Genomic DNA, 22,383 nt, shown 5'->3' on the forward strand with positions numbered 1-22,383 from the left:
CGGAGGGACAAAATGATGAAGCAGATCAGTCGTATATCCAATAAGTTGACGAAGACAAGGGTGCTGGTTAGAAATCAAGAATTAAATAAATATGTCCCGCTTACAAGAAAAATGGATAAGAACACTCTCTATGAGATGCTACACAAATATAAGATGGTGTATATTAAGCCTTGCTGCGGATCTTTAGGCCAGGGCGTGATACGGGTTCAACTCGCTCGTGCACAATACAGCTATCAGTCCGGTACACACGTACACAAATTCTCTAATTACGACACGGCATATCGAGTCCTCTTACGAGAAGCCCAAGGGAAGTCCTATTTAGTTCAAAAGGGGATCAGGCTGTTGGTGTACGATGGCCGCCCATTCGATATCCGGGTGATGGTGCAGCGAAATTCTAAGGGTGGGTGGGAAGCAACGGGGGTTGCAGGACGCGTGGCGCATCCTCGCAAAGTAGTTACAAACGGGAGTCAAGGAGGAACGATTTATCCGGTTGAGGAATTATTGAAAGCCTACACAAGCGCAGAGAATTGTACCATATTGATCCGATCCCTGAAGCAAATAGGAGTGAAATCCGCCAGACAGCTTAGCACTGTCTATCCCGGCCTTCAGGAAATCGGTGTAGATATTGCTTTAGATCAACGTCTCAAGCCATGGATTTTGGAAGTGAATACGGCTCCCGATCCGTGCCCGTTTACTAAGCTGAAAGACACCCGTATGATTGACCGAATTGTCAGATATGCAAAAGGATACGGTCGCACATACAATCTTAAGTGCATGAAATCAAAACAGGGTGTCGTGTGAAGCATAGTAGAATCCATGGGCCGCGGCGAACTGTGAATTTTCAAGTCCACAGCTCGCCTTTTGTACGGTGTATATGTCAGTGTATTCAGAGGATAGACGAAAAAAGACGAGAAATCCCCTCTTTAAATTTGATAATTATGGACCTTTCTTTATAACGTTCAGGGGTAAGCTCTGTACTTAACTGGCTATCTTCATGAAACAATTCTTGAAGCTGTTTAGCAACTTGTTCATCATAAACAATGGCATTAACTTCGAAATTGAGTCTAAAGCTCCGGGAATCAATATTCATTGTCCCTACGGATGCTACTTCTTCATCTACCACAATCGTCTTGGCATGCAAAAAACCATTTTCATATAACAGAATTTTCGCTCCATAATTCAATAGTTCACCTGCATACGCCCAAGTGGCCCAGTATACAAAAGGGTGGTCAGGCTTATTTGGAATCATAATCCGTACATCCACACCGGATAGTAGTGCAATTTTACATGCATCCATAAAACTGCTATCTGGAATGAAGTATGGCGTCTGAATATACACACTCCGTTTGGCATTTAAGATCAGCTTAATATACATATTTTTAAGATGCTCAACTAGCGAGTTAGGACCACTAGACACAATTTGAACGGGACTTGATCCGACATGTCCTTCCGTATTAAAGGAAAATTGATCGAAGCTTACCTGTTCGTGTTTCCGGGCATGTTTCCAATCCAGAATAAATCTTCCTTGAATCTGATTGACAGAATTCCCCTTCATTCTAAAATGTGTATCCCGCCAATAGCCAAACTTTTTATCTATACCTAAGTACTCATTTCCCACATTAAATCCACCAATATAAGCAATTTCCCCATCGATGATACAAAGTTTTCTATGATTTCGATTGTTCATTCGAAAATTTATCGGTCTAAGCAGTGATGGAAAGAATACCTCTACTTCTCCACCAGCAGAAAGTAGTTCTTTAAAGAACTTAAGAGAAAGTCTCTTGGAGCCGATTTCGTCATAGAGAACCCTCACTTTTACGCCTTCTTTGGCTTTTTTAGTTAATTCATCTCTTAATTTTGTCCCTAAATCGTCAGGCTGGATGATGTAATATTGAATGTTGACCTCTTTTTTGGCATTTCTAATATCATTAAATAAAGAATCAAACTTTTGTTTCCCATCGTTAAAAATAGCTATCTCGTTATTTGTTGTCATTAGCGCATTCGATGAAACAAGGTTCATATGGATCAAATCAGCATATCTCGTTAACAAAGCGTTCTGATTCTCGCGTTGATCCTTTAATATAGCCAATTGATGATCTACAGTTGATTGTAGATATTTACTTTCTTCAGCTGAAAGGCCAAAGAAATTCTTTTTTGCTAAATTACGACCAAGAAAGAGATAAATAATAAAGCCCAAAATGGGAATGAAATAAAAAACCATAAGCCACGCCCACGTATAACCAATATCTCTCCTCTCAAAAAATAAAAAACCTGCAGAGAGTAATATGTTTATAATCATAACAAATGAAAGTATCCATGTGACCAGACTGCCGTTGTCCATAAGGAGTTCCTGCCTTTCTTATCTTTCTATAGATGTCGGTATTTCTAGTTTTGCCAAAAGTCAGTTTATTCATCGTCTGATAAATCAATACTTCTGTAAATGACTAGATAGAGTACTATAGCATAATTGTCCACCTAAGAAAACATTTGATAAAAAACTCAATAATTAAAAGATAAATTCATAAAAATCCACATAAAAACAATAGCCCTAATGCAGTAGTTCTGCATCAGAGCTGTTGTTGTGACTTTTCAATTAGTGTGAGAAATATTTAAATAACTTATTGTAAATTAAGGACGATTTCTCTCCCAGAATGAGTGACAATGGTTAACGTTGTTCCCTCGCTGAACTTAACTTTCAAATCTTGCTCAGGTGAATGCTTAAGGACCTCACCAGCTTGATCAGCCTGAATATCCAAAGCCCCCTCTGAAGGACAACCATAGACGGCCGAAGCAAGCCAATGAATTCCCGGCTCAAGGGTGGTCGTCAGCATCGGTAGCACCGTTCGAGGGTGAAGCAGGTTCGTATTGGCGTTCGGCCAGACCAACTCACCCTTCCGACAACCTAGCAAATCCTTGATTCCGCTGGTTCCCCAAGCAGTGGAGGCCATCGCGCCAGATGCCTCAATCTTCGATATCATTTCATTCTCTTGGCCAAGTGCGAAACCGCCCTCCGCGGTATCCAGTAACCGTCCAGTTTCGACTCGATGAATCCGAATATGCCAAGGAAGTCCGGCGACAACCCAAGTCTGAACCTCGACATTGGCGCAAAGGACACGCTTACTTCTATACAACCCTGCTATGTAACCAGTCTTGACTTACGTAATTTCGCCGTTGCTCTACCTGTCCCCGAAGTCGATCCCCGTTACTGGATGTCTGACATTGAAAAGCAACTTACCGACATGGCATCCGCATTACATAACTATTTCAATGTAACGATTATTGGTGCCATAGGGTTTGCCGTCGAGGACCCTTATTTACTGCGGGAGAGCTACCTGGCAGCTCGAAAGGCATTGCCAGTTGCCGTGAAAGAACGTTCTTTTGTCTTCTTCGATGAGAATGAACCTCTAGAGCAGGAGCATCCGTTGTTTGATTTTTCTGAATCCCGTTCGGAGATCCGCCGTGCTTTCGAAGAACTAGATACCCTTGCTTTATACACCATCATCTCCAAAATGATTGAAATCTTCGAAGACCGACCTGACTTACTGGTACCTGCCACCGATGCTGCCTGCAATATTCTGTATATGGCCACTTCGCTTCTTGCGGATGGAGAAAACATTGTAGAGCATATCTTCGAAAATGAACCGGAAGGCTACCGGGCCATCTATCAGATGCATACAATTGAAGAGATCGCCGGCTGGTTGATTCAGTTCCGTGACGGCTGCTCGGAAATTCTCTCTACTCGAAGACAAAGCTATAAAGAACAAATCGTCAAAAATGTCCAGGAATACATCAAAAGAAATCTCGGCACTAAGCTTTCACTGAATCAAGTAGCAGATGTCTTCAATTTCAGTCCAAACTATTTGAGCCATCTGTTCTCCAAAGTCGCTAAAGTCAATTATGTAGAATATATCACGGAAACTAAAATCACTGTGGCCAAGGAAATGATGATGCTTTGAGAAGGTCGGATTTACGAAATTTCCCAAAAACTCGGTTATGAAAGTGCCTTCTATTTCAGTAAGGTCTTCAAGAAAGTGACGGGGATCTCACCCAGAGAATATATACAACAAATTGAAGCAGGCTAATAGTGACATTCCATCCGACAACAAAAAGTCTCGTTTCCAAGACAAATGTCTAGGAAACGAGACTTTTTGTTGAAGTGTCATCCCGATTAAGTAAGCTATCTCTAGAAACAAGCACCAGTAACTATTTCATTTGAGCTTGTTCTTCTCTAGTAGGGCCAATTACGCCAGGTACACGAAGACCTGCTTGACGTAAGAGAACAGTCATTTGACCACGATGATGTGTCTGGTGATCTATAAGCGATCTAAGCATTGCACCACGAGGCATTAATCCTACAAAGGTCTGTACACTCTCAACCATTTGCTCGTCCGTTAATTTCTCAACCTCAGAAGCAATACTAGCCGCGATATTCTTATAAGCTTCAACAATCACAGCCGCATGAGCCGGAATTTCCTTCGGATTGCCTACTGGAGTAAGTGTTAACCCTACCTGGCCACCAAAGAACATCGGACAGGTTGCCAAATGCCAACCTAACCATCCCAATGAGTTGTGGCCTTCAACAATTACCTGATCTAATTTATCATCGGTAAGCGATTCAAGAACGCGAATTGTTCCTGCAGAAGCGCTTGCCCATTCTCCTAGAAAATCTTGAACTGTTCTGTACATTTGAAATCCCCTTTATTAGTCGTTTGGCAACGATTACGTAGTCATACCAATTAAATTATAACCTGTCACAGGGCCTGTTACAAATAGTCTAAAAAGTTTAGCATCCTATTCCTTCCATCGCCGCCACAACCGGTAACCTCTGCGTACCGTCTCCAGAACCAGACGGGGAACCGGAAACCTCCAGCGGGAGGCAATCGGCCGGTACAGGCGGTAATACGCCGTCTTGTAATCCTCCCACATAATGCAATCCTCTTCCTTCAGGAAATCGGATATATCAACGATCAGGCCGCGGGTATCCTGTATCATTACATTCTTGGCGTGGACATCATGCGGGTGCAGCCCCATGGACCGGGCATAGTCAAGTGCGCTGTCAATATCCTCTATGGCTTGCTCGGTGATAAGAATTCCCCGTTTCATAGAGTCATAGAAAGTGACTCCCCTAAGCCGTTTCAAGACCAGAAAGTCAGGACCACTGTAATAACATTCGGAGAATGCAGGATGACGACCGAGGCGGCGATATACCTCAGCTTCTTCCGTGAGGCCCGGCCTTCCTGGGGCGTATACCTTCACTGCATAATCAGGAGCTTCCGGATGATAGAATACGGCGGCATAATTCCCTGTTCCGAGTACCTCCCAGGGCTTCGGTACGCTGAGGACCTTCACAGGTTCCTTCGGATCAATACTCTCTATAGTTGCCTTTGCCATCAGCTCACCCGTTATCCATTCCAGCAACTTCTCCATTCCTGCTCACCCCGCAGCTCAGCTCAAATATTGGTTCTATCCTCCTAGTTTACGCCAAAATACTAGAATCAGCTAATTTATATAAAGAAGGACCAGAAGAACCGAATAGCCTCTGCTATCCGGTTCTTCTAGGCTATTGCTCATTTGTTTCCTCAGTTCATAACTCGTACTCCCTTTATCCTATTAGTTGTTCAATCAAGAATCTCTTCTGCCTTCTGCCGGAATTCCTCTGCAACCTGCTCCGAAGTAATCTTGTTGAACAGCAGCAGATCATACAGATCACGCGGAACATTTACCACCTAGAGTCATTACGAAGAGTGTAACAGGGCAAGCGATTGTTTACAGCTTGAATTAATGGGAAAAGCTAATGGCGTACATGAATGACGGGCGATTGGAGATCGATAACAATAATGTATTAGAATTCGTAGATACTTAGATAATTACATCGAACAGAAATTTAAAAATGAATTCAACTTGAAAGAAGCCAGTAAGTCCAAAGTTACCTCTGGCCTACTGGCTTCTTTCATTATAATTAAGATACAACGTATGATTCACCTAAAACACGCTTAATACTGTATGACCCCTCTATCATTTCCGTGGCTATAAATGACTCCATATCACTAGATTCAATATCATACAACACTTCAATTTCCTTGGAGAACAAAATGTTTCCCTCCTTGATAAGTTCAGAGAGAGATGGAACATTTTCAGCTTTTACATCTCCATTGTAAACTTGTTGAAGTCCGTTGACATAGGCTTCTAATGATCGTGCCCCCACAATTTTAACACCTTTATTTTCTTCATTCACCATGATAATGGTTGGAAATCCACGTACACCAAGTCTGCCTGCTAACTCAAAATCTTGCTCTAACAAATCTTGTGCCGATCCAAGAGCAGCATCCGCCACTATTTTTTCGCCATTTAGCCCAATGTTGTTGACTATATCAACTAATGTTTGCTCCTCTCCAATATTCTGATTGAAGGCGAATACAGCTTCTCTTGCCTGACGCAAAAACTCATTTTCTTTACCCGGATATATATTTTGTATAACCTTGTATACTCTAGATGGCGGGTACGAAGAAAGAATCGGATTGTTTTTCCACAAAGAACCATCGATAGGCATACGTGAATGTAAACCGACTTCTCTCCAATGCTCCGCAACATCTGAAGGCTGCTGAATGCCATTGGAGACATCTGCAAAACCATGCCAGCTAGAAAGCAAACCACCCATAATCGTCTTCACGTTAAAATATTGACCATACTGCAGAATAAAACGGTTGAGTACCGGCTCAAGCGCCCAACAGTGGGAACAGATTGGATCTGTTGCATAGTAAAGTGTGATTTTGGGGGACTGTAGATTAAAGTCGATCATTTCCATTTGCTCTTCATCCCCTGGCCCACAGACACCGGTTTTAAGGTCACACATCATATTTGAATTATTCATATATAATCACCTTTCGCTGGAGAATCAAAGAAAGTGCCCTCTTGTAGAAGTTCTTTGTATGGGAGTATTATAATACCAATACAAATTCAAACAAGTACGTTTATTTTTAATACTAAGTATCTTTAATAATACTATTGGACAGGAGTTATGTATGAAATACGAATTTAGACTTGATCAATTATGTCCTGCAACCTTCGCATTCCATGTAATCAGCGGAAAGTGGAACCTCCCGATCCTAGCCATTCTTAGTGAGAACGACAACATACGCTATAACGAGTTAAAAAGAAGACTGCATGGAATAACAGGGACTACCTTAACCAACTCACTGAGGGATCTTATAGAATATGGAATCATTCATCGGGAGCAGTATAACGAAGTGCCACCAAGAGTTGAGTATTCTCTGACTTCATCTGGAAAAGAATTAGTGCCTTTAATTGAATCCGTTGTTGAATGGGGACAAAGAAATATTGGGGTGAAGGATAATTCCTAGACTGCTTTCTCACTCCTATTCCTGAATCTCCAAATGCATATACGAAGGCGCTTCATCCCAAGGAACGCTATATCCCGCTCCCTTTGCACAGAACATAGAGCTGGAGGTGTACTCAGGATCAGCGCTGCGGTCGTATCCAATCCTTGCGATGACCTGTTCTGGGTTATGACATGGCTGATAACCGCCTAACTTCATCGAGATTGCTCCCTTGCCCTTCGTGAATGAAGCAAGCTCTACTGTATAATGCATGAACGTCGCGACAGGCGCACGTCCCTGAATAAACATCGATTCACCTAGCATTTCTGGCGGGTCAAATTCACCATGGGCCAGCTGTATATCAGACATTACGCGTCCGATAAGCTCTGCATCGACTTTGATTTTGAATTGATAATAAGGTTCCAGTAAAATCTTATTCGCTTGCTCCAATCCCTGCCGCAGTGCCCGCAGTGTCGCCTCCCGAAAATCACCGCCATGAGTGTGCTTCTGATGAGCTGCCCCGGTTAAAAGCGTTATATACAGATCGGTGACGGGAGAGCCGGTAAGAACTCCACGATGGTCCTTTTCAAGTAAATGCTGACCGACGAGATGCTGATACCCTGTGCTGAGCTGCTCCACATGGCATGTACTGCGATATGTAATTCCCTCACCACGTTTCGCAGGCGCAAGCCGGAGATGCACCTCTGCATAATGCTTAAGAGGTTCGAAATGCCCACAACCAATCACAATCTCTGCGATCGTCTCTTTGTATAATATCTCTGGCTTGGAGAACGATACCTTGAGCTGGAAACGGTCTAATACCACCTGCTGAAGTACCTCTAGCTGGATCATTCCCATCACATGAACATGAATCTCCTCCAGCTTGTCCTCCCATGTCACTTGCAGCGTAGGGTCTTCGGCTTGCAGGATCATGAAGTAGCGTAGCACTTCTCTGGATGATATCCCCAAATTGAATACAACTTTGGATTTCAACGCTGACACAAGACGGGATTCTACTCGATCTGAATGATTACCTATACCCAGTCCAATGGCTGCATCGGTTAGGCCCGTAACGGCAACAAGCTGTCCCGCGGAGGCTTCATCGCATGAAGTATATTTCCCCCCATGATAGATACGAATAGAAGTGATTTTCTGGCTTAACTCCTCATGTTCTGAAGTGCTATAGCAGAGATCCTCCCGTACCCGTAACTTTCCAGCTAATATCTTCATAAAAGTCAGTCGCGTGCCTTGCAGCTCATGACGCACCTTATATACTCGTGCTCCGAACACTGCGTTTACTTCGTAAGTCGATTCCATTAGTAGTTGCATCGTCTGCATCCATTCCGCAATCCCCTGATCCAATAGAGCTGCTCCACTCATAACGGGAAAAACCACCCGTTCTTTAACCATTTGTTTCAGCGTAGCCAATACCTGCCCAGGATAAATGTTGTCTTCGAGATATGCCTCCATCAAGGTTTCATCTCGCTCAGCAACGGCTGCAATGACCTCTTCAGGCAGCATGCTCTGATCTAGACCTTTTGCCAAATACAACATATCCGGCGAAAATTGCTGCCTTAACGCTTTTAGCACACGCTGGACGTCAGCACCGGTACGATCTATTTTGTTAATAAATATAAAAGTGGGTATGCCATATTCCTGTAGCAATTGCCAGACCGTCTCGGTATGCCCTTCAATGCCCTCCACAGCACTTAAGATGACTACCGCATAATCCATGACCTGTAAAGCGCGCTCCATCTCAGCTGAAAAATCGACATGCCCCGGTGTGTCAATGAGCTGATACGATTGTTCGTTATATTTCATCACTGCCTGGTCAGCAAAAATCGTTATCCCCCGTGCCCGCTCCATCTCATGACTATCCAAAAAGGCATCCTGATGATCGACTCTCCCCCGAGTCTTAATTCCGGAAGCATGGTATAGGAGCTGCTCTGCGAAGGTGGTTTTGCCGGCATCAACATGAGCTAGCAGTCCGATGGTGATTGGTGATGCTTCTGACAGTTTACAATACATATTTCTACCATCCATTCAGTCAATCTGTTATATAAGAATCGTAGCCGAAATCTAGTAACTTGTACAGAATCTCTCACCACCTACAGCATGCGGTAACGCCCGAAGATCCATATTATCCAATGACATAACCATCCTCGATGAAGGATTTAGCTAGAATAATATGCAAGAAAGACACTAGACCAGCTCTTGAGATGATGATCATATCCCTATTAACTTATAAAAAACCGGTAACCCTTAACAGAAAGGATTACCGGCTTAATGAATAGTTAGTTTTTATATTTCTAATCTCCTTAAACCAATAAATCATCTACTCTCTAGACTCAACAGCTTTTTATCTAGAAATGCCTTTACATCTTTAGCAAGCTGAATGGATGCTTCAATTTCCAACTTAGTTGTTGAAACACTTTCAATGCTGCATCCAATTGGAATTCCCTTCTCCAGCCCGAATTCAAATAGTTCTTCAAATATTTTTTGAGATAGCTGAATGGATTTATCCAAAATGTCGTTCGAGTATTTCAACTCGTTTTCTAACCATCCCGGGATACTGATCCCCAACCATTTCATAAATTGTAATGTTTTCGCTGTGCCACATGGTGCAAGATTAAATAAAATAGGAACCATTTCAAAACCCTTATTTGTATAGTAATAATATAAATCAGACAATAAATTCTTTGATGCCTCTACATTATAAGTCGCCTGAGTGATAAAAAAGTTGCATCCATTGTTAATCTTTTCGACAACCCGTATATGCTCATCATTCTTTTTTATATGTCTTTCAGGAATGACAACTCCTCCAAAAGTTAAATTACTATTTAACTGTTTGCTTAGCTTATAAGCATCTGGTAAATTCAATTTCACCTCTTGTTTACTTGATGAAGCGCCCACATACACGGAAAATCTGTCTTCACTTTCGTCAGTCTTAATCCAATCCGCGAACGAATCTCTTGTATCATTACCAACGCACCGATAAATTATTTTCGGGACCTCCACTTGTCTTAGATATTTATCACCATAGACAGCCGGATCAATCGTTGGTAAATATGGGTAAGGTCTTTCATGATCAACTCTCTCTGCTTCCTCCTGGACGTCGTAAAGAATTAAAGCATCTAAATCAACGTTTTTAAGTCTTTCAACCTGTTTCTGTGCAATTTCTGATATCTTTTCTGGTGAATGGCTTGCCTTCGGTGGTGTCATTCCATATGTTAAAATACCAGGTTTCTTGCTCAATATTTTTTGTTTAAATGTACTCTCTGCCGCTCCCAAAATAAAAAACTCCTCTACACGTCTCTTTTAAGTTAAGGCTACCATGGCAGGCTTAATATGTATAACTTATATTTACTATATCTAGTTATATCTTAAAGCTATGATTCCCTATTGGTACTTATCGTAGTAGTACATCATGGAGGCGGAACTTCTAGATTTTAATGTTGACAACCATTTGGTCTGATTATAATATTAGAAGTCCTGCCTACCTTAAAGTTGGCGATAAGGGAACCGAAAGGTTCATTCTTATTTAAAAAGGGTGAGTATTATGAATAAAGAAGAATTAATGGAAAGCGCACGTAACACAAAGAAAGCTGCTTATGCCCCTTATTCTAAATTTCCAGTTGGAGCAGCCTTATTACTTAAAGATGGAAATGTTATTAATGGAGTAAATGTAGAAAATGTATCTTTTGGTGCTACTAACTGCGCAGAGAGAACAGCAATCTTCACAGCTATTACAAAGGGCTATACTAAAGGTGATTTTCAGGCTATAGCTGTAGCAGGTGACACAATGGATTTTCTGCCGCCATGCAGTATCTGCAGACAAGTATTATCGGAATTCTGTTTGCCCGACATGCCTGTCTATTTAACCAATGAGAAAAAAGAAATCTTAGAGCTGAGTTTAAGGGATTTATTGCCTTACGCATTCAAAAATTTAGATATGTAAAAATAATACCTACCATAGTGGAATATCAAAAACACGCGTACCTGTGTTAGACAAGTACGCGTGTTTTTGTGTTAAAAAGCTTAGTCAGAACACAGAGTTCACAGACCAGACACACCACGTAAATACGTTGTGACTTACCAAATCGCAATTCCGACCTTATCTTTTTCTTTAAGTACTACCTTTATCATTTCCAAAGCATTTCTTACACTAAATTCAATAAATTCTTTATCATAGTCTGTATGTAGTTCTATAGCATCTAAATTATCAAGCAAAATAAGGAATTCACTTTCCAGTTTTTCTATTCCTTCATCAAATGCAAAAATATTCGTATTCTTTAAAGAATATATTAACTCACATCCGAGTTCACTAATTAAATCATTTCCCCAGAGAGTTTTTCTGCATGATTCGAAACCAAACAAATTATTATGTGGTGCGGGTACCTGCTCCTCCAAAAAATTAGTATCTACAATTATACTTCCCTTTTGAATTACACTAATTATCAAACTCATATAGTTAAAACCTCTCAATGATTATCTATAATTTTTGATTCTTTTTTCTTTTGTTTCTTATAACATCATCAATAAATAAAAAAAACAAGCGATCCATTGAGATAAAAGGTTAACACTTCCTCTCGATGATCTGTTATTCTTCTTAAAGTTTGAACAAATCACACGAAATAATCCAGTAAAATCAAGGGTTCATTTCAGATAAATTTAATAGCTTTTATACAAAAGGTTGAAATTCCATGGACTATTGTCCTCTGAAATTGAACAACCTTGTATCTGTGCATAAAGCCTGCTAAAAATTTCGTGTGTTCCTAAAAGCATGGTCATCGTTACCGGTTTTCGTCACCCCTATTTTTTCATCAAAAAGGTTGCAGACTCTTATCTACTATCAAACGCACCTTATACATTAAGCACTACACATTGTTTTAATAAATCAAAGCCGGCATCTATTAATCGATGCCGGCTTTGATTTTATGCGCTGTGATCCATGAGGGAAAAATCATCAATGATAAAAGGATTCACTGTTAGACCTTTGTTTACGTGCCCGTATCTAGAGAAGGCTTCAGTGAAATCGTGCTGCTCGAATCGTTTTTTTTAGATGTAAATTCAGTAAATATTGTGAATCTCCCAACCGGCTTCGGCGAGCTTATCTAGATGTTTATTACATCCATCCTTATGAGCAGCTACACATAGCATATGTGTAGCCCGGGTCATACCAACGTACGCTACATTCAAGCTATCTTCGGTAGTGATATTTTTAGGAGGCTTATGGTTTCCTTTCATATATTCAATAATCGATTCAACATCGAACATTCGGTAATAGGTTTCTAAAAATAAGGTTGCAGTATGCGTTTCTCCTTTTACACTATGAACGGTTGCAATATCAATTGCGACTTTATTAGTTCCTCGTTCATGTATATAAATATTAGCTTTCTGGTTTTCTACCCTTGACTCAGTATCAGCTATATCGTCCAAAAAAGATTCTAACTCAGCGTTTACCGTTACCGCAAAAAAAGCACATAGGTTATTGCGGATGAATTGTTTTAATTCATCCGTAATGTCCTCGCCTCCATATAATTGAAAACACCACTCTGTTAATTTGAGATTAAATTCCTCAGAAAAATTCTTTTGCTCATTCTTGAGATATTCCATAAATGTCGTTTCGGTATAAGCTACCTGGTTGGATCTTCTTACACCTAACAGGCGTAGAGACTTCAATATTGATCTAATAACATAAAGGCGTAGCGATGCAACAGAATCACCATTTTGATTTCCAGACGCCATTCTTACATAACCACTTAGACTCTCGAAATCTTGATTTTTATGATTATCTATTTTTCCATACGGCTCAAAATATGCTGGCAGAGTGCGTTTTACATTCGGTCGACCTACCTTTCCAATTGCTTTATAGACTTTTCGATTAAGCATATGCAAATTATTATCAAATATTAGTTCACCGAATTTAGGTATTACCTTAGAGATTGACTCGTCATCAAAAACAATGATTTTAGGGGAAATATCCGGTACACTAGGGTTCCCTTTAAGAACTTGTGGATTCAAACATATATTTTTCACTGTATTAGCAATTACATTAGAAAAACGCATACTACCTGAAATATTTAGACTTTCAGTAGCTACTTGCCAAGCCGAGTCATAGATCGCTTGATTACTATCTCCGATTTTTTGCACAACCACTTTGCTAGGATCAAAAACTTGATCCAAGATACCCTTTTGCTTTGCATCCGTATCTTGCATTTCATCAATAAAGACATATGAAAACCGTTCTGAAAATACTTCTTTTATTCCTGGATATTGTCGTACATACCAATAAGCCAGAGAGTAGGCATCATCATAACACAACATGCCTTCTCTCATAATTCCTACTTTGAAATCCTTCAACTTTGGATAGGTCTTAGTTTCAGGGCGCATTATGATTGGACCGTCTATTTTTTTAGAGATTTCAAGTCGCTGTAAGTTAAATCTCAGGTCAGCTAGATTAATTCCATTACTGCTCAGCCAGGTTTGTGTTCCCCTGTCCAAACTTCGCATTCGTCTATTTATATATTCGTGAAATATCTCGTCATCAATGCGCGCTGGTCTTTTCCCGAATATATCAATGTAAGCAGGTATTGCCAAAAATTTATTAACAAAAGATTGAATTGTACCAAAATGATTGGGATACCTCAATAGGACGTCTGCTTTCCCATCTAATCTTTTACTTATCTCATCAACTGCTACATTAGTATGGGTCAACACACATATACCCTGATTTGTTTTTAATGGAAGCTGCCGCGCCAGAATTGAAAGCTTAGCCAACAACGTTGTGGTTTTCCCACTCCCTGGACACGCCTGTATGTCAACGGCGTCCATACACCGAATGACATTACGTCTTTCCTCATCAAAGGTCTGTCCATCAGGTAACAACAAACGTTCTGACAGTTCAATATCATCATCATTTATTGTAAACATTACTATTCTCCCTCAGTTCCATCAGTTGCGTAGAGTATTGCATCAACAATATACTTTAAATTTACGTCCCCTAAAATACGATCCTTTATTTTTTCTTCTTCTTTTTCTTCTTCTTTTTCTTTTTCTTTTTCTAGCAATGATTGTAGAATCTCAGCCAGACATTGTGCAACTATTGCCTTCGATACCTTATCTGTCGACTTTTGCATGATACCTTGATAAATATTGAAAGCAATTTGTTCCTTAGAAAGTTTTCTATCTTTCCAGTCAGTTAATCTTTCATTTAATTCTTCATCGCATTCTTCCCGTTTTTTGTCCGTTAACCCGTATTTATCGCTGCCCTGTATTTTTTTAGCATATAAAATCGCTTGATACAATTCCCTCGTAAATCCCCCTAACGCCAGATCATACTCTAACGTCCAATATGGCGATACAAACGTTCTTACCGTTTGACCTGAAAAAAGTTCAATTTTACTTTGCCTCGGATCCTCGTCAATATAATTACTATGTGTTTTCGCATCTGCATTGATAGTTTTATAAATGTCCGGTTTGACATCATTATCTGTAATTACAGATACTGGAATATTCATTTTCCCTAATGTTTCATTCTCACGCTGAAAAATCTTACTATATCTAAGAAATGCTGTACTTCCAACGTTAACAATTGTTGTCCCATATTTGGATAATGGTCTTCCTATTAACTCAGCAATTGTCGGAATAAGAAGATTCTCAGCATCACCCTCCACCAAAATGACACCTTTTGCAAAAAATAAATTTGCCTTAGTTGAATCCAAGAATCGTTCCAAAAATGAATAGTCACCCTTTTCCAATTTCGTGCTGCTAGGATCCATTGGGAAACAATGTCCATTATTACACAAAATTAAATTATCTAAAGAAACCTTTGATGCCAGGATTGTGCTGTGGGTCGTTAAAATTAATTGTATGCCCCGATCGGTAGCTTCCCGTTGAAGAAATTCAATTAGACGTAGCTGTGCCTGTGGATGAATATGGGCTTCAATTTCTTCGACAAGCGCGATTTTTAATCCCGTATATTCTTTTCGATTCAATAACAAAAGCTCAACCGCTATAAATAAGAGATTATGTGAACCAAGTCCATATTTATTATCTGAGAGACTTAAGCTCAACTTTTCCAATATCGATTTCAACCTCATGTCTGATACGGAAAATACCGAATTAAGGGGTGATGTAATAGGTGAAAATTCTTTTAAATATGTATTTATGGCTTCAAGTAGCAACTTTCCATTTTGATCTTCCAATCCTATCTCATCATCATGACCCTGAAAATAATGGAGAATAAATTTATTTGCTTGCTCCATAGCTCGTTTTAAATGATGATTTTCTTTATCTTCGAATGCATCATGATTATCTAATATTTGAGATAAACGAGAGTTTTTACGTGGCGTCATTTCATTTTCAGCATCTCTTAATGGCTTAAGATAAGTTGATTTAAGTAGTGCTCTAGCTTCACTATTCATTTGATTGCCTTGTTCGTCAGTCCCGGCTTTCACATCAAAAAAAACGCGTCTCCCTTTTCGCGTTCCTTTCAAAAAAACCTTCAAGTAATATTCATTCTCCTTACCAACTGTTTCAATACTTAGCCATTCTATAAAGTTTTTTGCTTCAATCGGTTTTAAATCCCTAAAAATGCAATGAATCTCCAAAGTATCCGTGCGTTCTTCTTCTGTCTTTCCCGAAGCCAAATGAAAATCATCGTACTCTATTTTTATAAAATCATTGCTTTGTGTACCTAGAAGTAACTTGATTGCATCAATAATAGCCGTTTTTCCTGAATCGTTTTCACCCAATACTAAGTTTAACCCTGAATTAAACTTAAGAAATAACCCAGGCTTAGCTCTTCCTGTTTGTACATCAGTTTTATCAGTTCCATATTTTCTGAAATTCCATATACTAAGTTCTGATAAGTACATACTAAAACCCCTTTAACAATTTATATGAAATAATTGCTATTTAAATCCATCATTCGACAACAAAGGGCATAATACCTTTTCTACCCTTTATAAATAATTATGATAAATTAGGCTCAATAAAGCTACACCGTGCCTTATAGAAATTAAAAAGCCCGCAGGAAATTGAACCTCTGCAGGCGCTTTATGACTTCAAATTAAATTACGACCATATTTCAAGAGCAGCATTAATAAGCTTATTTTCCCGGTGCTCAATTTGAGTCATAGACCAATCAGTTTTTTCAACTGCATCTCCATTCGGAATATAACTATCATAGATAACATCGTTCACAACATGTGATAATGCTTCCTTATAAATCACTTTCTTCCCACTAAAATCCTTTGTGCTACACCTACTATTTAAATTAGGAGGAAGAATTAGCAGATTACCAATTCGGTTTATTTGCAGCTCATAATTATCTTGACTTCTATCAATAACATCTGCCCAGAGATTACGCGGATCATTTTGTGGAACAATATGCTCAATAGATTTGGTCGAAGGAGAATTAAATATACTTGTCCAGATGTTGTCATTATAACTTGCATTCTTTTTGTCGGAAATATATTGCTCGTATTTATAAAAGAAATACTTCAATTCCATATCCCAATTCATATAACAATTCTTTTCTTTTAGTCGATCAATCGCTATTTCAATCGCTGATTCCTTACCAATTTCTTGAATCCTATGAATTATCTTGTCTTTTAAACTTAACCCATTAAATTTGTTATAGTCATCTATTTTGACCTTTTGATTAAATGGGTTCTTTATATTGTTATAGTATATTTCTCTTCCAAGTTTGATATAGTCACCAAGCTTTTTCTTTGAATCGTTACCCATTAATCCGTAAATTCTAAAAGACACTTTTTCCCAATGAATTAGGATTTCTTGTTTATCTTCATCTTGTAAAATATCATTTAACATTAACGAAATATACAAAAACCTGCATTGAGAAATCGAATAAAAAAATTGGTACTCAGATATACTAGACAATTTTTTGTAATTATTAGCGACTCTAAGTATCATTCTTGCAATTTTCAGTGCGTTTCCTACATCGCTATTTGATAATGACTTAAATAGATCTAAGGAATCTTGTAAATTAACAAGCTTAGCTTTAATGCTATCTTCTGGAGACATAAGCGTTGAAGCATATGTTAAAATTTCATCACCATTTAGTTCCTTCAATCCCAATACATGATAAATTTTACCCCAATAATTTTGTAATGAACTTATAGTTTCCTTCAGGCTCAAATTGCTGACCGATTTTTCATAAACTATGCCCATAAGTACACTTTTCGTTTTGTCTAGCCAGTTTACCTCGAGTCCCCTACTATTTAAAACTTCAAACACAGTGTATACAATTGCTTCGTCTTCCAATTCATAAAAAATAAAACCCAATCTATTTTTAATCACTAACAACAATTCAATTAACCATTTATCGTTATTCTTAGATTCTATCTTCCTTTCATTAATGAACTTCTTACAAGAATGGAATAAATCACAAAATTTTTTTTCGGATTGAGTTTTTAATTCAGTTTTCACTGGGATCTTTCCCGATACAAGATAATCGCTAAAAATCTCTGCTTCATTATGATTTGTCTGCAATAAAATTAAATCCTTCGTAGCCCCTTTAACGAGTATTTTCTCTAATTCGATACCTTCACTTTTATCTAGCTCATTCCCTGATGCAAGTTCAATACTATTGCTTTAATAAGGGCAATTAGTGTAGTTAAACGTTGCTGTCCATCTACAATGTCATATATTTTCAACTCTTGTGAGCCTAATGTCTTAACTTCATCTTTCCTCATTAAGCAAACCACAGTTGCCATAAAATGATGTTTTCCTGTATTGCAAGATTTAACGATATCTTGAAAAAGATCTTGCCTTTGTCTATTTTCCCAACTGTATGCTCGCTGATAATTGGGGATTCTGAAGAGCTTTCCCACAAGTAAATCCACCAATGTAAAATATTTAGGGGTTATTGCGCTCAAATTAGTACCTCCTGATTAATATCGTATCTAAAAATTTTTATATGTACCTAAGAATCAAAAAACTAAAAATATATATGTAGAAGTCACATCCAAATTTTAACACCATTCTACATTATAGTATAGTTTCTTCTCATTTGAATAAGAAACAGCCTTAAAGCTAGAATATGTTTACAACGACTCTTCATGCTACACTTATAGTTCCTTAACACGCTCCTTAAAAATCGTTATATGCAAATAAGCAGACCTTTCAAAAAGGTCTACTTATTTGCATATCCTATTATGTGATGACGTTTACCTCAGTGCTATCTTTCATATTTGGATCATTTAGTCTATCTCCTTCATCATGATGAATAATCCAAGTGATCACTTGTCACCGATGCTATCATGTTCTCGCACCTTAGTGTTACCTAAGTCTGTTCATCAATCTGTCAAAATCATGGGAGTACCAAGCAAACATAAAAAGGCTCGTAAATTTACGAGCTTTCCATTCATGTCATGTTATCATTTCAAGTCGACCGCCAATTAGATTAATGGTATGCAATGTTATATTAGACGTCTACACCTGTATTCTTTCTATCTTTCATAATGGAAGAGGAGCACAAACAGCTTAAGAAACACAGGCTACTCAACATGATTTCTATGATGAACAACATGATATTCCCTGCGGAGAAATCTATCCGGGAGATACTTTCTGATTTTTGATTTCTTCACAAAAGTACGAACGCCTATTCCGTCGCAATCATTTGTTCAATCTTTTTGAATCCAGCCCAGTAGTGATGCGGGTTAGCGCGACAAAAAACTCCAACCTTTAATCACGTTTTTCCAAACCTTTTGAAGGATTACATGATCGCTTGCTTTTAGTAGCTGTGCATAGTCACATTTGTGATTTTTCATTTTAAATGAGAAAAAAACATCAAAAAGTCCTGTATAATCAACAAAGATTTTTCATTTAGTGTGAGAAAAATTTCAGAAGATTAATTTAGAGCATCATATTTTTCACTTAACTTGAGAAAAAGGGCATTTTCGTAGTATTCATGATTTTCGCATAATATACATCCCTCTTCAACGATCTCTATTTAATCAAAAATCTGGTCTATGGTTTAGGACTCTTCCCGCTTTCTTAGAGGCTGTCCCTGTTTTCACGAAGGATGAACAGCTCAATTTATTCCTCCTAAGACTTATAAATCACTCTCAAGCATTAAAAACTTAACGGATCATGAACTCATAGCAGCTCACCGAGCCATTTCTATTGCCTTAAAAAAAGAAAAGTGCTTCACTATTTTTCAAACGTACGGGTTATATAATTTCCTAACCTCACAGACAACTCGGATTTAGCGACTTCCCCACAAAGTATGCCCGCTAATATTCTTCCGGATCATTCGACTGATGAGGCATGAACTTCACAAGCCAAGCCAGTACCAATTAATAAGCTGTCAATCTGACCATGATCCAGTTCCTGCATAAATACACCTCCATAAAATAGTTCCATATATTGGAATTAACCTGCCGGTTAGGTGAACGAAAGGCTACCGATTGTGCCGGCAGTTTCCCACTATTGTTAATTGAACAAACGTGTCCCGTTAGCTTAACCGCTTTTTGCATACTATAGGGAACAACCCTCGATTTTATTTGAACAAGATTGAGGTATCACGAGAATCAAAAAAGTACAAACGGATGTTGATGCTAACTAAATATTAGGACTCCAAATAAAATAGTCAGCACCACAATAGCTGTCAATGAGGATACTTTAGCAAAGCGAATTGCCGCATTAGATATTTCAGGCTCTTCTTTATACAGCCATCGTTTCCCCCATAATAAACTATCCTCAGGACAAAAATAAGTCCATATTAATACTCCATACATAGGAATCATAACAACAATAAAAATTACAATAATTCCAGCTATCTTTTCCACTACATCACGCTCCCTCTACCATGCCCCAATAGTGCTACAGAAATAATCAATGTGACTCGTAGATATGCAATAGACCACCCTAAATAATCATTTTGTGGAGAGGAACAGATGTTGATGCTTAGTAATGAAACTTCTCTCTTATTAAACTATCGTTCCTCGTTAGCGGAACGCTTAATATACTTTTTTATTACTTTCCTCCAAGATGAAACACACCAATTAAAGTTTCACCATCAACTTCATACAGCGAAATATCACGACCACCTGGTGATCTACTGTTCTGTATCGCAATGGCTTCCTCGGGTGATTTTGGTAGCTCAACGTCTAAGTCTCTTTTCAGCCACATATCCTTCAGTGCCATCCACACCTATAGCACTGATTAATTCAGGTTCCGTTTCTGGAGAAGTAGCATCTGCGCTAGAACCATATGTCTTTCCGTTTTTATTTTTAGGATAGTTCATATTCTTAGCGCCAATATGAAAAGAACCAATTATGGTTTTCCCATAAACATCATACACTGGGATATCGCCAGGTCCACCGAGATAATCTTTTTTCAGCAGATAGCCTTTAATGCCATTCATAATTCCTGCATGGATTAAATCAGGTAGCATTTCAATGGAGCTGGCTTCTTCAGCAGAACCGTATGTCTGTCCATGTTCATTTTCAGGATAGCTAGTAGAATTAGTGTGGCTTTGATTAGTCGTACTTTTAGCATACGTGCTTTGGAATCTCATTACACTTCCTACTACACAAACGATAAAAACCATACCAATCAATATTCTAATACTTTTAGAATACATCCGCATATTTGTTCACTCCTAAAAGTTTTCTCGCTCTTTACTCTGTAGCCGTTGTCTGTCCGTTGACATAAAGTTGCCTACATAAATGACACAAAGTTACCTACATTGTTTTTATTCCATTAAAGTATCCTTCAATACATATGGTCTTCCTTATTACCGTTAAGGTTGTTATTCATCCGTTTCAATCACTACTAAACAGATAGGGGGAGCGTCTTATTTTTTGATTTGTTTACTGTGGAATGCTTTGAATAATATCACCGTAATTAAGGCCTGTGTATTTAAATGTTTTTACCAGTTCCATCACTAAGCCTGTAATAACCAATATAGGTACCATTATTATAATTATAAGAATCATTGTAAATATTGGAAATATACTCAGGTCTACTGCCGCCCAACGTAGTGGTATCCTAACCAGGTATATTTACATCAGAAAATTGCCATATGGCCTTTGCGGTTCCATCTTTAATCTCAACCACTGTTGTTACTGTCCCATTACTATAGGTATAGCGAGTAGTCTCTTTGGAGGCAAATGTATACGTGTAGTATTGAGAATTATCACTCTCTGCACTTACATCAGGTTTAAATGAGTAATTAATTGGTAAGGAAATGGATGCCAGGCGCGCCTGCTTTAAGTCTGATGAATTTATTGCGCTGAGATCAGGAATAAAGTTTTTGGATTGAATGAATAAAATCCCTCGTGTCTTTTCATAGTATAAGCTATATCCAAAAGCCTCACTAACAAACTTTGCGGGGACCATCATGCGACCATTATAATTATTTGCTTCACTATCCATTTGTACAGGTTCCCCATTTTTATAAGCAATACTCTCACCCTGAACCATTTGAAATATTTCATTAGAAGAATTAGTAATTGTTGCAGTGTGGCTTTTAGCGTCCCACGAATAATTGAGTCCGAGGGAAGCAAGCGTTCTAATTGGAACCATAATTCTACCCGCCTGTATAAAAGGATTAGTATCGGTAGAAATAAAAGATCCGTTAATGTTGACGTTTATAGATCTTGTTGTTGAGTTGGTAGTTGTAGAAGCAGCCGAACTAACGCTCGGAAGCATCAATAAAATTATTAAACAGATAGGAAACAACTTTTTAATGATAGACATATACAATTAATTCATTCCCTTCCAATTATTTTCACAATGTTTATAACGCGAAATTAAAAAAAATGTTGCGCTATATATTTTTTAAAAAGGTATTGCGTAACGATACATTATAAAATGTAAGCCAATACAAATACTCAGGCTTATGAGAAGTTTGATATATAGCCCGTAATAATAAAAATAACCCTTTATGAAGAGAGCGTAAAATATTTTGTGTAAATAGATAAATAGAAAAAGGAAGCCCTTTTCTTGTAGAATTGAGTTACCACACAACAATTCAAAGAGAGGTCTTCCCTATGAATCATTTTACAACAGA

Annotated in this window: 20 protein-coding genes; 5 read left to right on the top strand and 15 right to left on the bottom strand. The window is 38.4% G+C overall.

What is annotated here, in order from left to right; genetic code table 11:
- Positions 1-12: 12 nt before the first annotated feature.
- On the top strand, positions 13-801 hold the full coding sequence (locus L1028_RS24900) for a YheC/YheD family protein (protein ID WP_234540591.1): 789 nt from the start codon (positions 13-15) through the stop codon (positions 799-801).
- A gap of 85 nt (positions 802-886) precedes the next feature.
- On the opposite strand, the gene cls is transcribed toward L1028_RS24900, so the two are convergent.
- Positions 887-2,341, bottom strand: coding sequence for a cardiolipin synthase (cls, locus tag L1028_RS24905; RefSeq protein ID WP_234540593.1), 1,455 nt, complete (start codon positions 2,339-2,341; stop codon positions 887-889).
- A 277-nt stretch (positions 2,342-2,618) separates the two neighbouring features.
- Entirely contained in the window at positions 2,619-3,131 is a 513-nt protein-coding gene (locus L1028_RS24910) for a DUF2264 C-terminal domain-containing protein (RefSeq protein ID WP_234540594.1), read from the bottom strand.
- Between the two features lie 78 nt (positions 3,132-3,209).
- Between L1028_RS24910 and L1028_RS24915 the strand changes: the two genes are divergently transcribed.
- Positions 3,210-3,956: a response regulator gene (locus L1028_RS24915; protein ID WP_234540595.1), complete on the top strand. Its 747-nt coding sequence runs from the start codon at positions 3,210-3,212 to the stop codon at positions 3,954-3,956.
- An 18-nt stretch (positions 3,957-3,974) separates the two neighbouring features.
- Positions 3,975-4,082, top strand: coding sequence for a helix-turn-helix domain-containing protein (locus L1028_RS24920; RefSeq protein WP_234540619.1), 108 nt, complete (start codon positions 3,975-3,977; stop codon positions 4,080-4,082).
- Positions 4,083-4,203: 121 nt separating this feature from the next.
- Here the strand turns inward: L1028_RS24920 and L1028_RS24925 are convergent, their stop codons facing one another.
- The 3 genes from L1028_RS24925 to L1028_RS24935 form a co-directional block, all read right to left on the bottom strand.
- Positions 4,204-4,686, bottom strand: coding sequence for a DinB family protein (locus L1028_RS24925; protein ID WP_234540596.1), 483 nt, complete (start codon positions 4,684-4,686; stop codon positions 4,204-4,206).
- A 105-nt stretch (positions 4,687-4,791) separates the two neighbouring features.
- Positions 4,792-5,427 (bottom strand): serine/threonine-protein kinase, encoded by a 636-nt coding sequence (locus L1028_RS24930; protein ID WP_234540597.1) that lies wholly within the window; start codon positions 5,425-5,427, stop codon positions 4,792-4,794.
- Between the two features lie 532 nt (positions 5,428-5,959).
- Positions 5,960-6,871 (bottom strand): DsbA family oxidoreductase, encoded by a 912-nt coding sequence (locus tag L1028_RS24935; protein ID WP_234540598.1) that lies wholly within the window; start codon positions 6,869-6,871, stop codon positions 5,960-5,962.
- A 151-nt stretch (positions 6,872-7,022) separates the two neighbouring features.
- Here L1028_RS24935 and L1028_RS24940 point away from each other — a divergent pair, with 151 nt between their 5' ends.
- Positions 7,023-7,361, top strand: a complete 339-nt coding sequence (locus L1028_RS24940) for a winged helix-turn-helix transcriptional regulator (RefSeq protein WP_042126439.1) — start codon at positions 7,023-7,025, stop codon at positions 7,359-7,361.
- 15 nt (positions 7,362-7,376) lie between these two features.
- Here L1028_RS24940 and L1028_RS24945 read toward each other — a convergent pair whose 3' ends face one another.
- Together L1028_RS24945 and L1028_RS24950 are read right to left on the bottom strand one after the other, a co-directional pair.
- A complete protein-coding gene (locus L1028_RS24945) occupies positions 7,377-9,365 on the bottom strand; it encodes an elongation factor G (protein ID WP_234540599.1) in 1,989 nt (662 codons plus the stop codon).
- A 303-nt stretch (positions 9,366-9,668) separates the two neighbouring features.
- Positions 9,669-10,628 (bottom strand): methylenetetrahydrofolate reductase, encoded by a 960-nt coding sequence (locus L1028_RS24950; protein WP_234540600.1) that lies wholly within the window; start codon positions 10,626-10,628, stop codon positions 9,669-9,671.
- A gap of 268 nt (positions 10,629-10,896) precedes the next feature.
- Here L1028_RS24950 and L1028_RS24955 point away from each other — a divergent pair, with 268 nt between their 5' ends.
- Positions 10,897-11,295 (top strand): cytidine deaminase, encoded by a 399-nt coding sequence (locus L1028_RS24955; RefSeq protein WP_036689594.1) that lies wholly within the window; start codon positions 10,897-10,899, stop codon positions 11,293-11,295.
- A gap of 134 nt (positions 11,296-11,429) precedes the next feature.
- Here L1028_RS24955 and L1028_RS24960 read toward each other — a convergent pair whose 3' ends face one another.
- The 8 genes from L1028_RS24960 to L1028_RS24995 all read right to left on the bottom strand — a co-directional run bounded on the left by L1028_RS24960 (position 11,430) and on the right by L1028_RS24995 (position 22,070).
- Positions 11,430-11,804, bottom strand: a complete 375-nt coding sequence (locus tag L1028_RS24960) for a hypothetical protein (protein ID WP_234540601.1) — start codon at positions 11,802-11,804, stop codon at positions 11,430-11,432.
- A gap of 603 nt (positions 11,805-12,407) precedes the next feature.
- Positions 12,408-14,270, bottom strand: coding sequence for a UvrD-helicase domain-containing protein (locus L1028_RS24965; protein WP_234540602.1), 1,863 nt, complete (start codon positions 14,268-14,270; stop codon positions 12,408-12,410).
- A gap of 2 nt (positions 14,271-14,272) precedes the next feature.
- A complete protein-coding gene (locus L1028_RS24970; RefSeq protein ID WP_234540603.1) occupies positions 14,273-16,216 on the bottom strand; it encodes an ATP-dependent nuclease in 1,944 nt (647 codons plus the stop codon).
- A 199-nt stretch (positions 16,217-16,415) separates the two neighbouring features.
- Complete coding sequence (locus L1028_RS24975) at positions 16,416-17,855, bottom strand: HNH endonuclease family protein (RefSeq protein ID WP_234540604.1); 1,440 nt, start codon at positions 17,853-17,855, stop codon at positions 16,416-16,418.
- 65 nt (positions 17,856-17,920) lie between these two features.
- Positions 17,921-18,241 (bottom strand): DUF262 domain-containing protein, encoded by a 321-nt coding sequence (locus L1028_RS24980; RefSeq protein WP_234540605.1) that lies wholly within the window; start codon positions 18,239-18,241, stop codon positions 17,921-17,923.
- Between the two features lie 1,683 nt (positions 18,242-19,924).
- Complete coding sequence (locus L1028_RS24985; protein WP_234540608.1) at positions 19,925-20,155, bottom strand: hypothetical protein; 231 nt, start codon at positions 20,153-20,155, stop codon at positions 19,925-19,927.
- Between the two features lie 314 nt (positions 20,156-20,469).
- Positions 20,470-20,958: a hypothetical protein gene (locus L1028_RS24990; protein ID WP_234540611.1), complete on the bottom strand. Its 489-nt coding sequence runs from the start codon at positions 20,956-20,958 to the stop codon at positions 20,470-20,472.
- A gap of 401 nt (positions 20,959-21,359) precedes the next feature.
- Complete coding sequence (locus tag L1028_RS24995; protein ID WP_234540612.1) at positions 21,360-22,070, bottom strand: copper amine oxidase N-terminal domain-containing protein; 711 nt, start codon at positions 22,068-22,070, stop codon at positions 21,360-21,362.
- Positions 22,071-22,383: the final 313 nt, after the last annotated feature.

It is taken from the genome of Paenibacillus pseudetheri, assembly GCF_924513355.1.
In the GTDB taxonomy this organism is placed as follows: Bacteria; Bacillota; Bacilli; order Paenibacillales; family Paenibacillaceae; genus Paenibacillus_AQ; species Paenibacillus_AQ pseudetheri.

Coding starts and splice junctions, on each gene's coding strand:
- L1028_RS24900 (WP_234540591.1), top strand. CDS start 13: ATGATGAAGCAGATCAGTCGTATATCCAATAAGTTGACGAAGACAAGG.
- cls (WP_234540593.1), bottom strand. CDS start 2,341: ATGGACAACGGCAGTCTGGTCACATGGATACTTTCATTTGTTATGATT.
- L1028_RS24915 (WP_234540595.1), top strand. CDS start 3,210: ATGTCTGACATTGAAAAGCAACTTACCGACATGGCATCCGCATTACAT.
- L1028_RS24925 (WP_234540596.1), bottom strand. CDS start 4,686: ATGTACAGAACAGTTCAAGATTTTCTAGGAGAATGGGCAAGCGCTTCT.
- L1028_RS24930 (WP_234540597.1), bottom strand. CDS start 5,427: ATGGAGAAGTTGCTGGAATGGATAACGGGTGAGCTGATGGCAAAGGCA.
- L1028_RS24935 (WP_234540598.1), bottom strand. CDS start 6,871: ATGAATAATTCAAATATGATGTGTGACCTTAAAACCGGTGTCTGTGGG.
- L1028_RS24940 (WP_042126439.1), top strand. CDS start 7,023: ATGAAATACGAATTTAGACTTGATCAATTATGTCCTGCAACCTTCGCA.
- L1028_RS24945 (WP_234540599.1), bottom strand. CDS start 9,365: ATGTATTGTAAACTGTCAGAAGCATCACCAATCACCATCGGACTGCTA.
- L1028_RS24955 (WP_036689594.1), top strand. CDS start 10,897: ATGAATAAAGAAGAATTAATGGAAAGCGCACGTAACACAAAGAAAGCT.
- L1028_RS24960 (WP_234540601.1), bottom strand. CDS start 11,804: ATGAGTTTGATAATTAGTGTAATTCAAAAGGGAAGTATAATTGTAGAT.
- L1028_RS24965 (WP_234540602.1), bottom strand. CDS start 14,270: ATGTTTACAATAAATGATGATGATATTGAACTGTCAGAACGTTTGTTG.
- L1028_RS24970 (WP_234540603.1), bottom strand. CDS start 16,216: ATGTACTTATCAGAACTTAGTATATGGAATTTCAGAAAATATGGAACT.
- L1028_RS24990 (WP_234540611.1), bottom strand. CDS start 20,958: ATGCGGATGTATTCTAAAAGTATTAGAATATTGATTGGTATGGTTTTT.
- L1028_RS24995 (WP_234540612.1), bottom strand. CDS start 22,070: ATGTCTATCATTAAAAAGTTGTTTCCTATCTGTTTAATAATTTTATTG.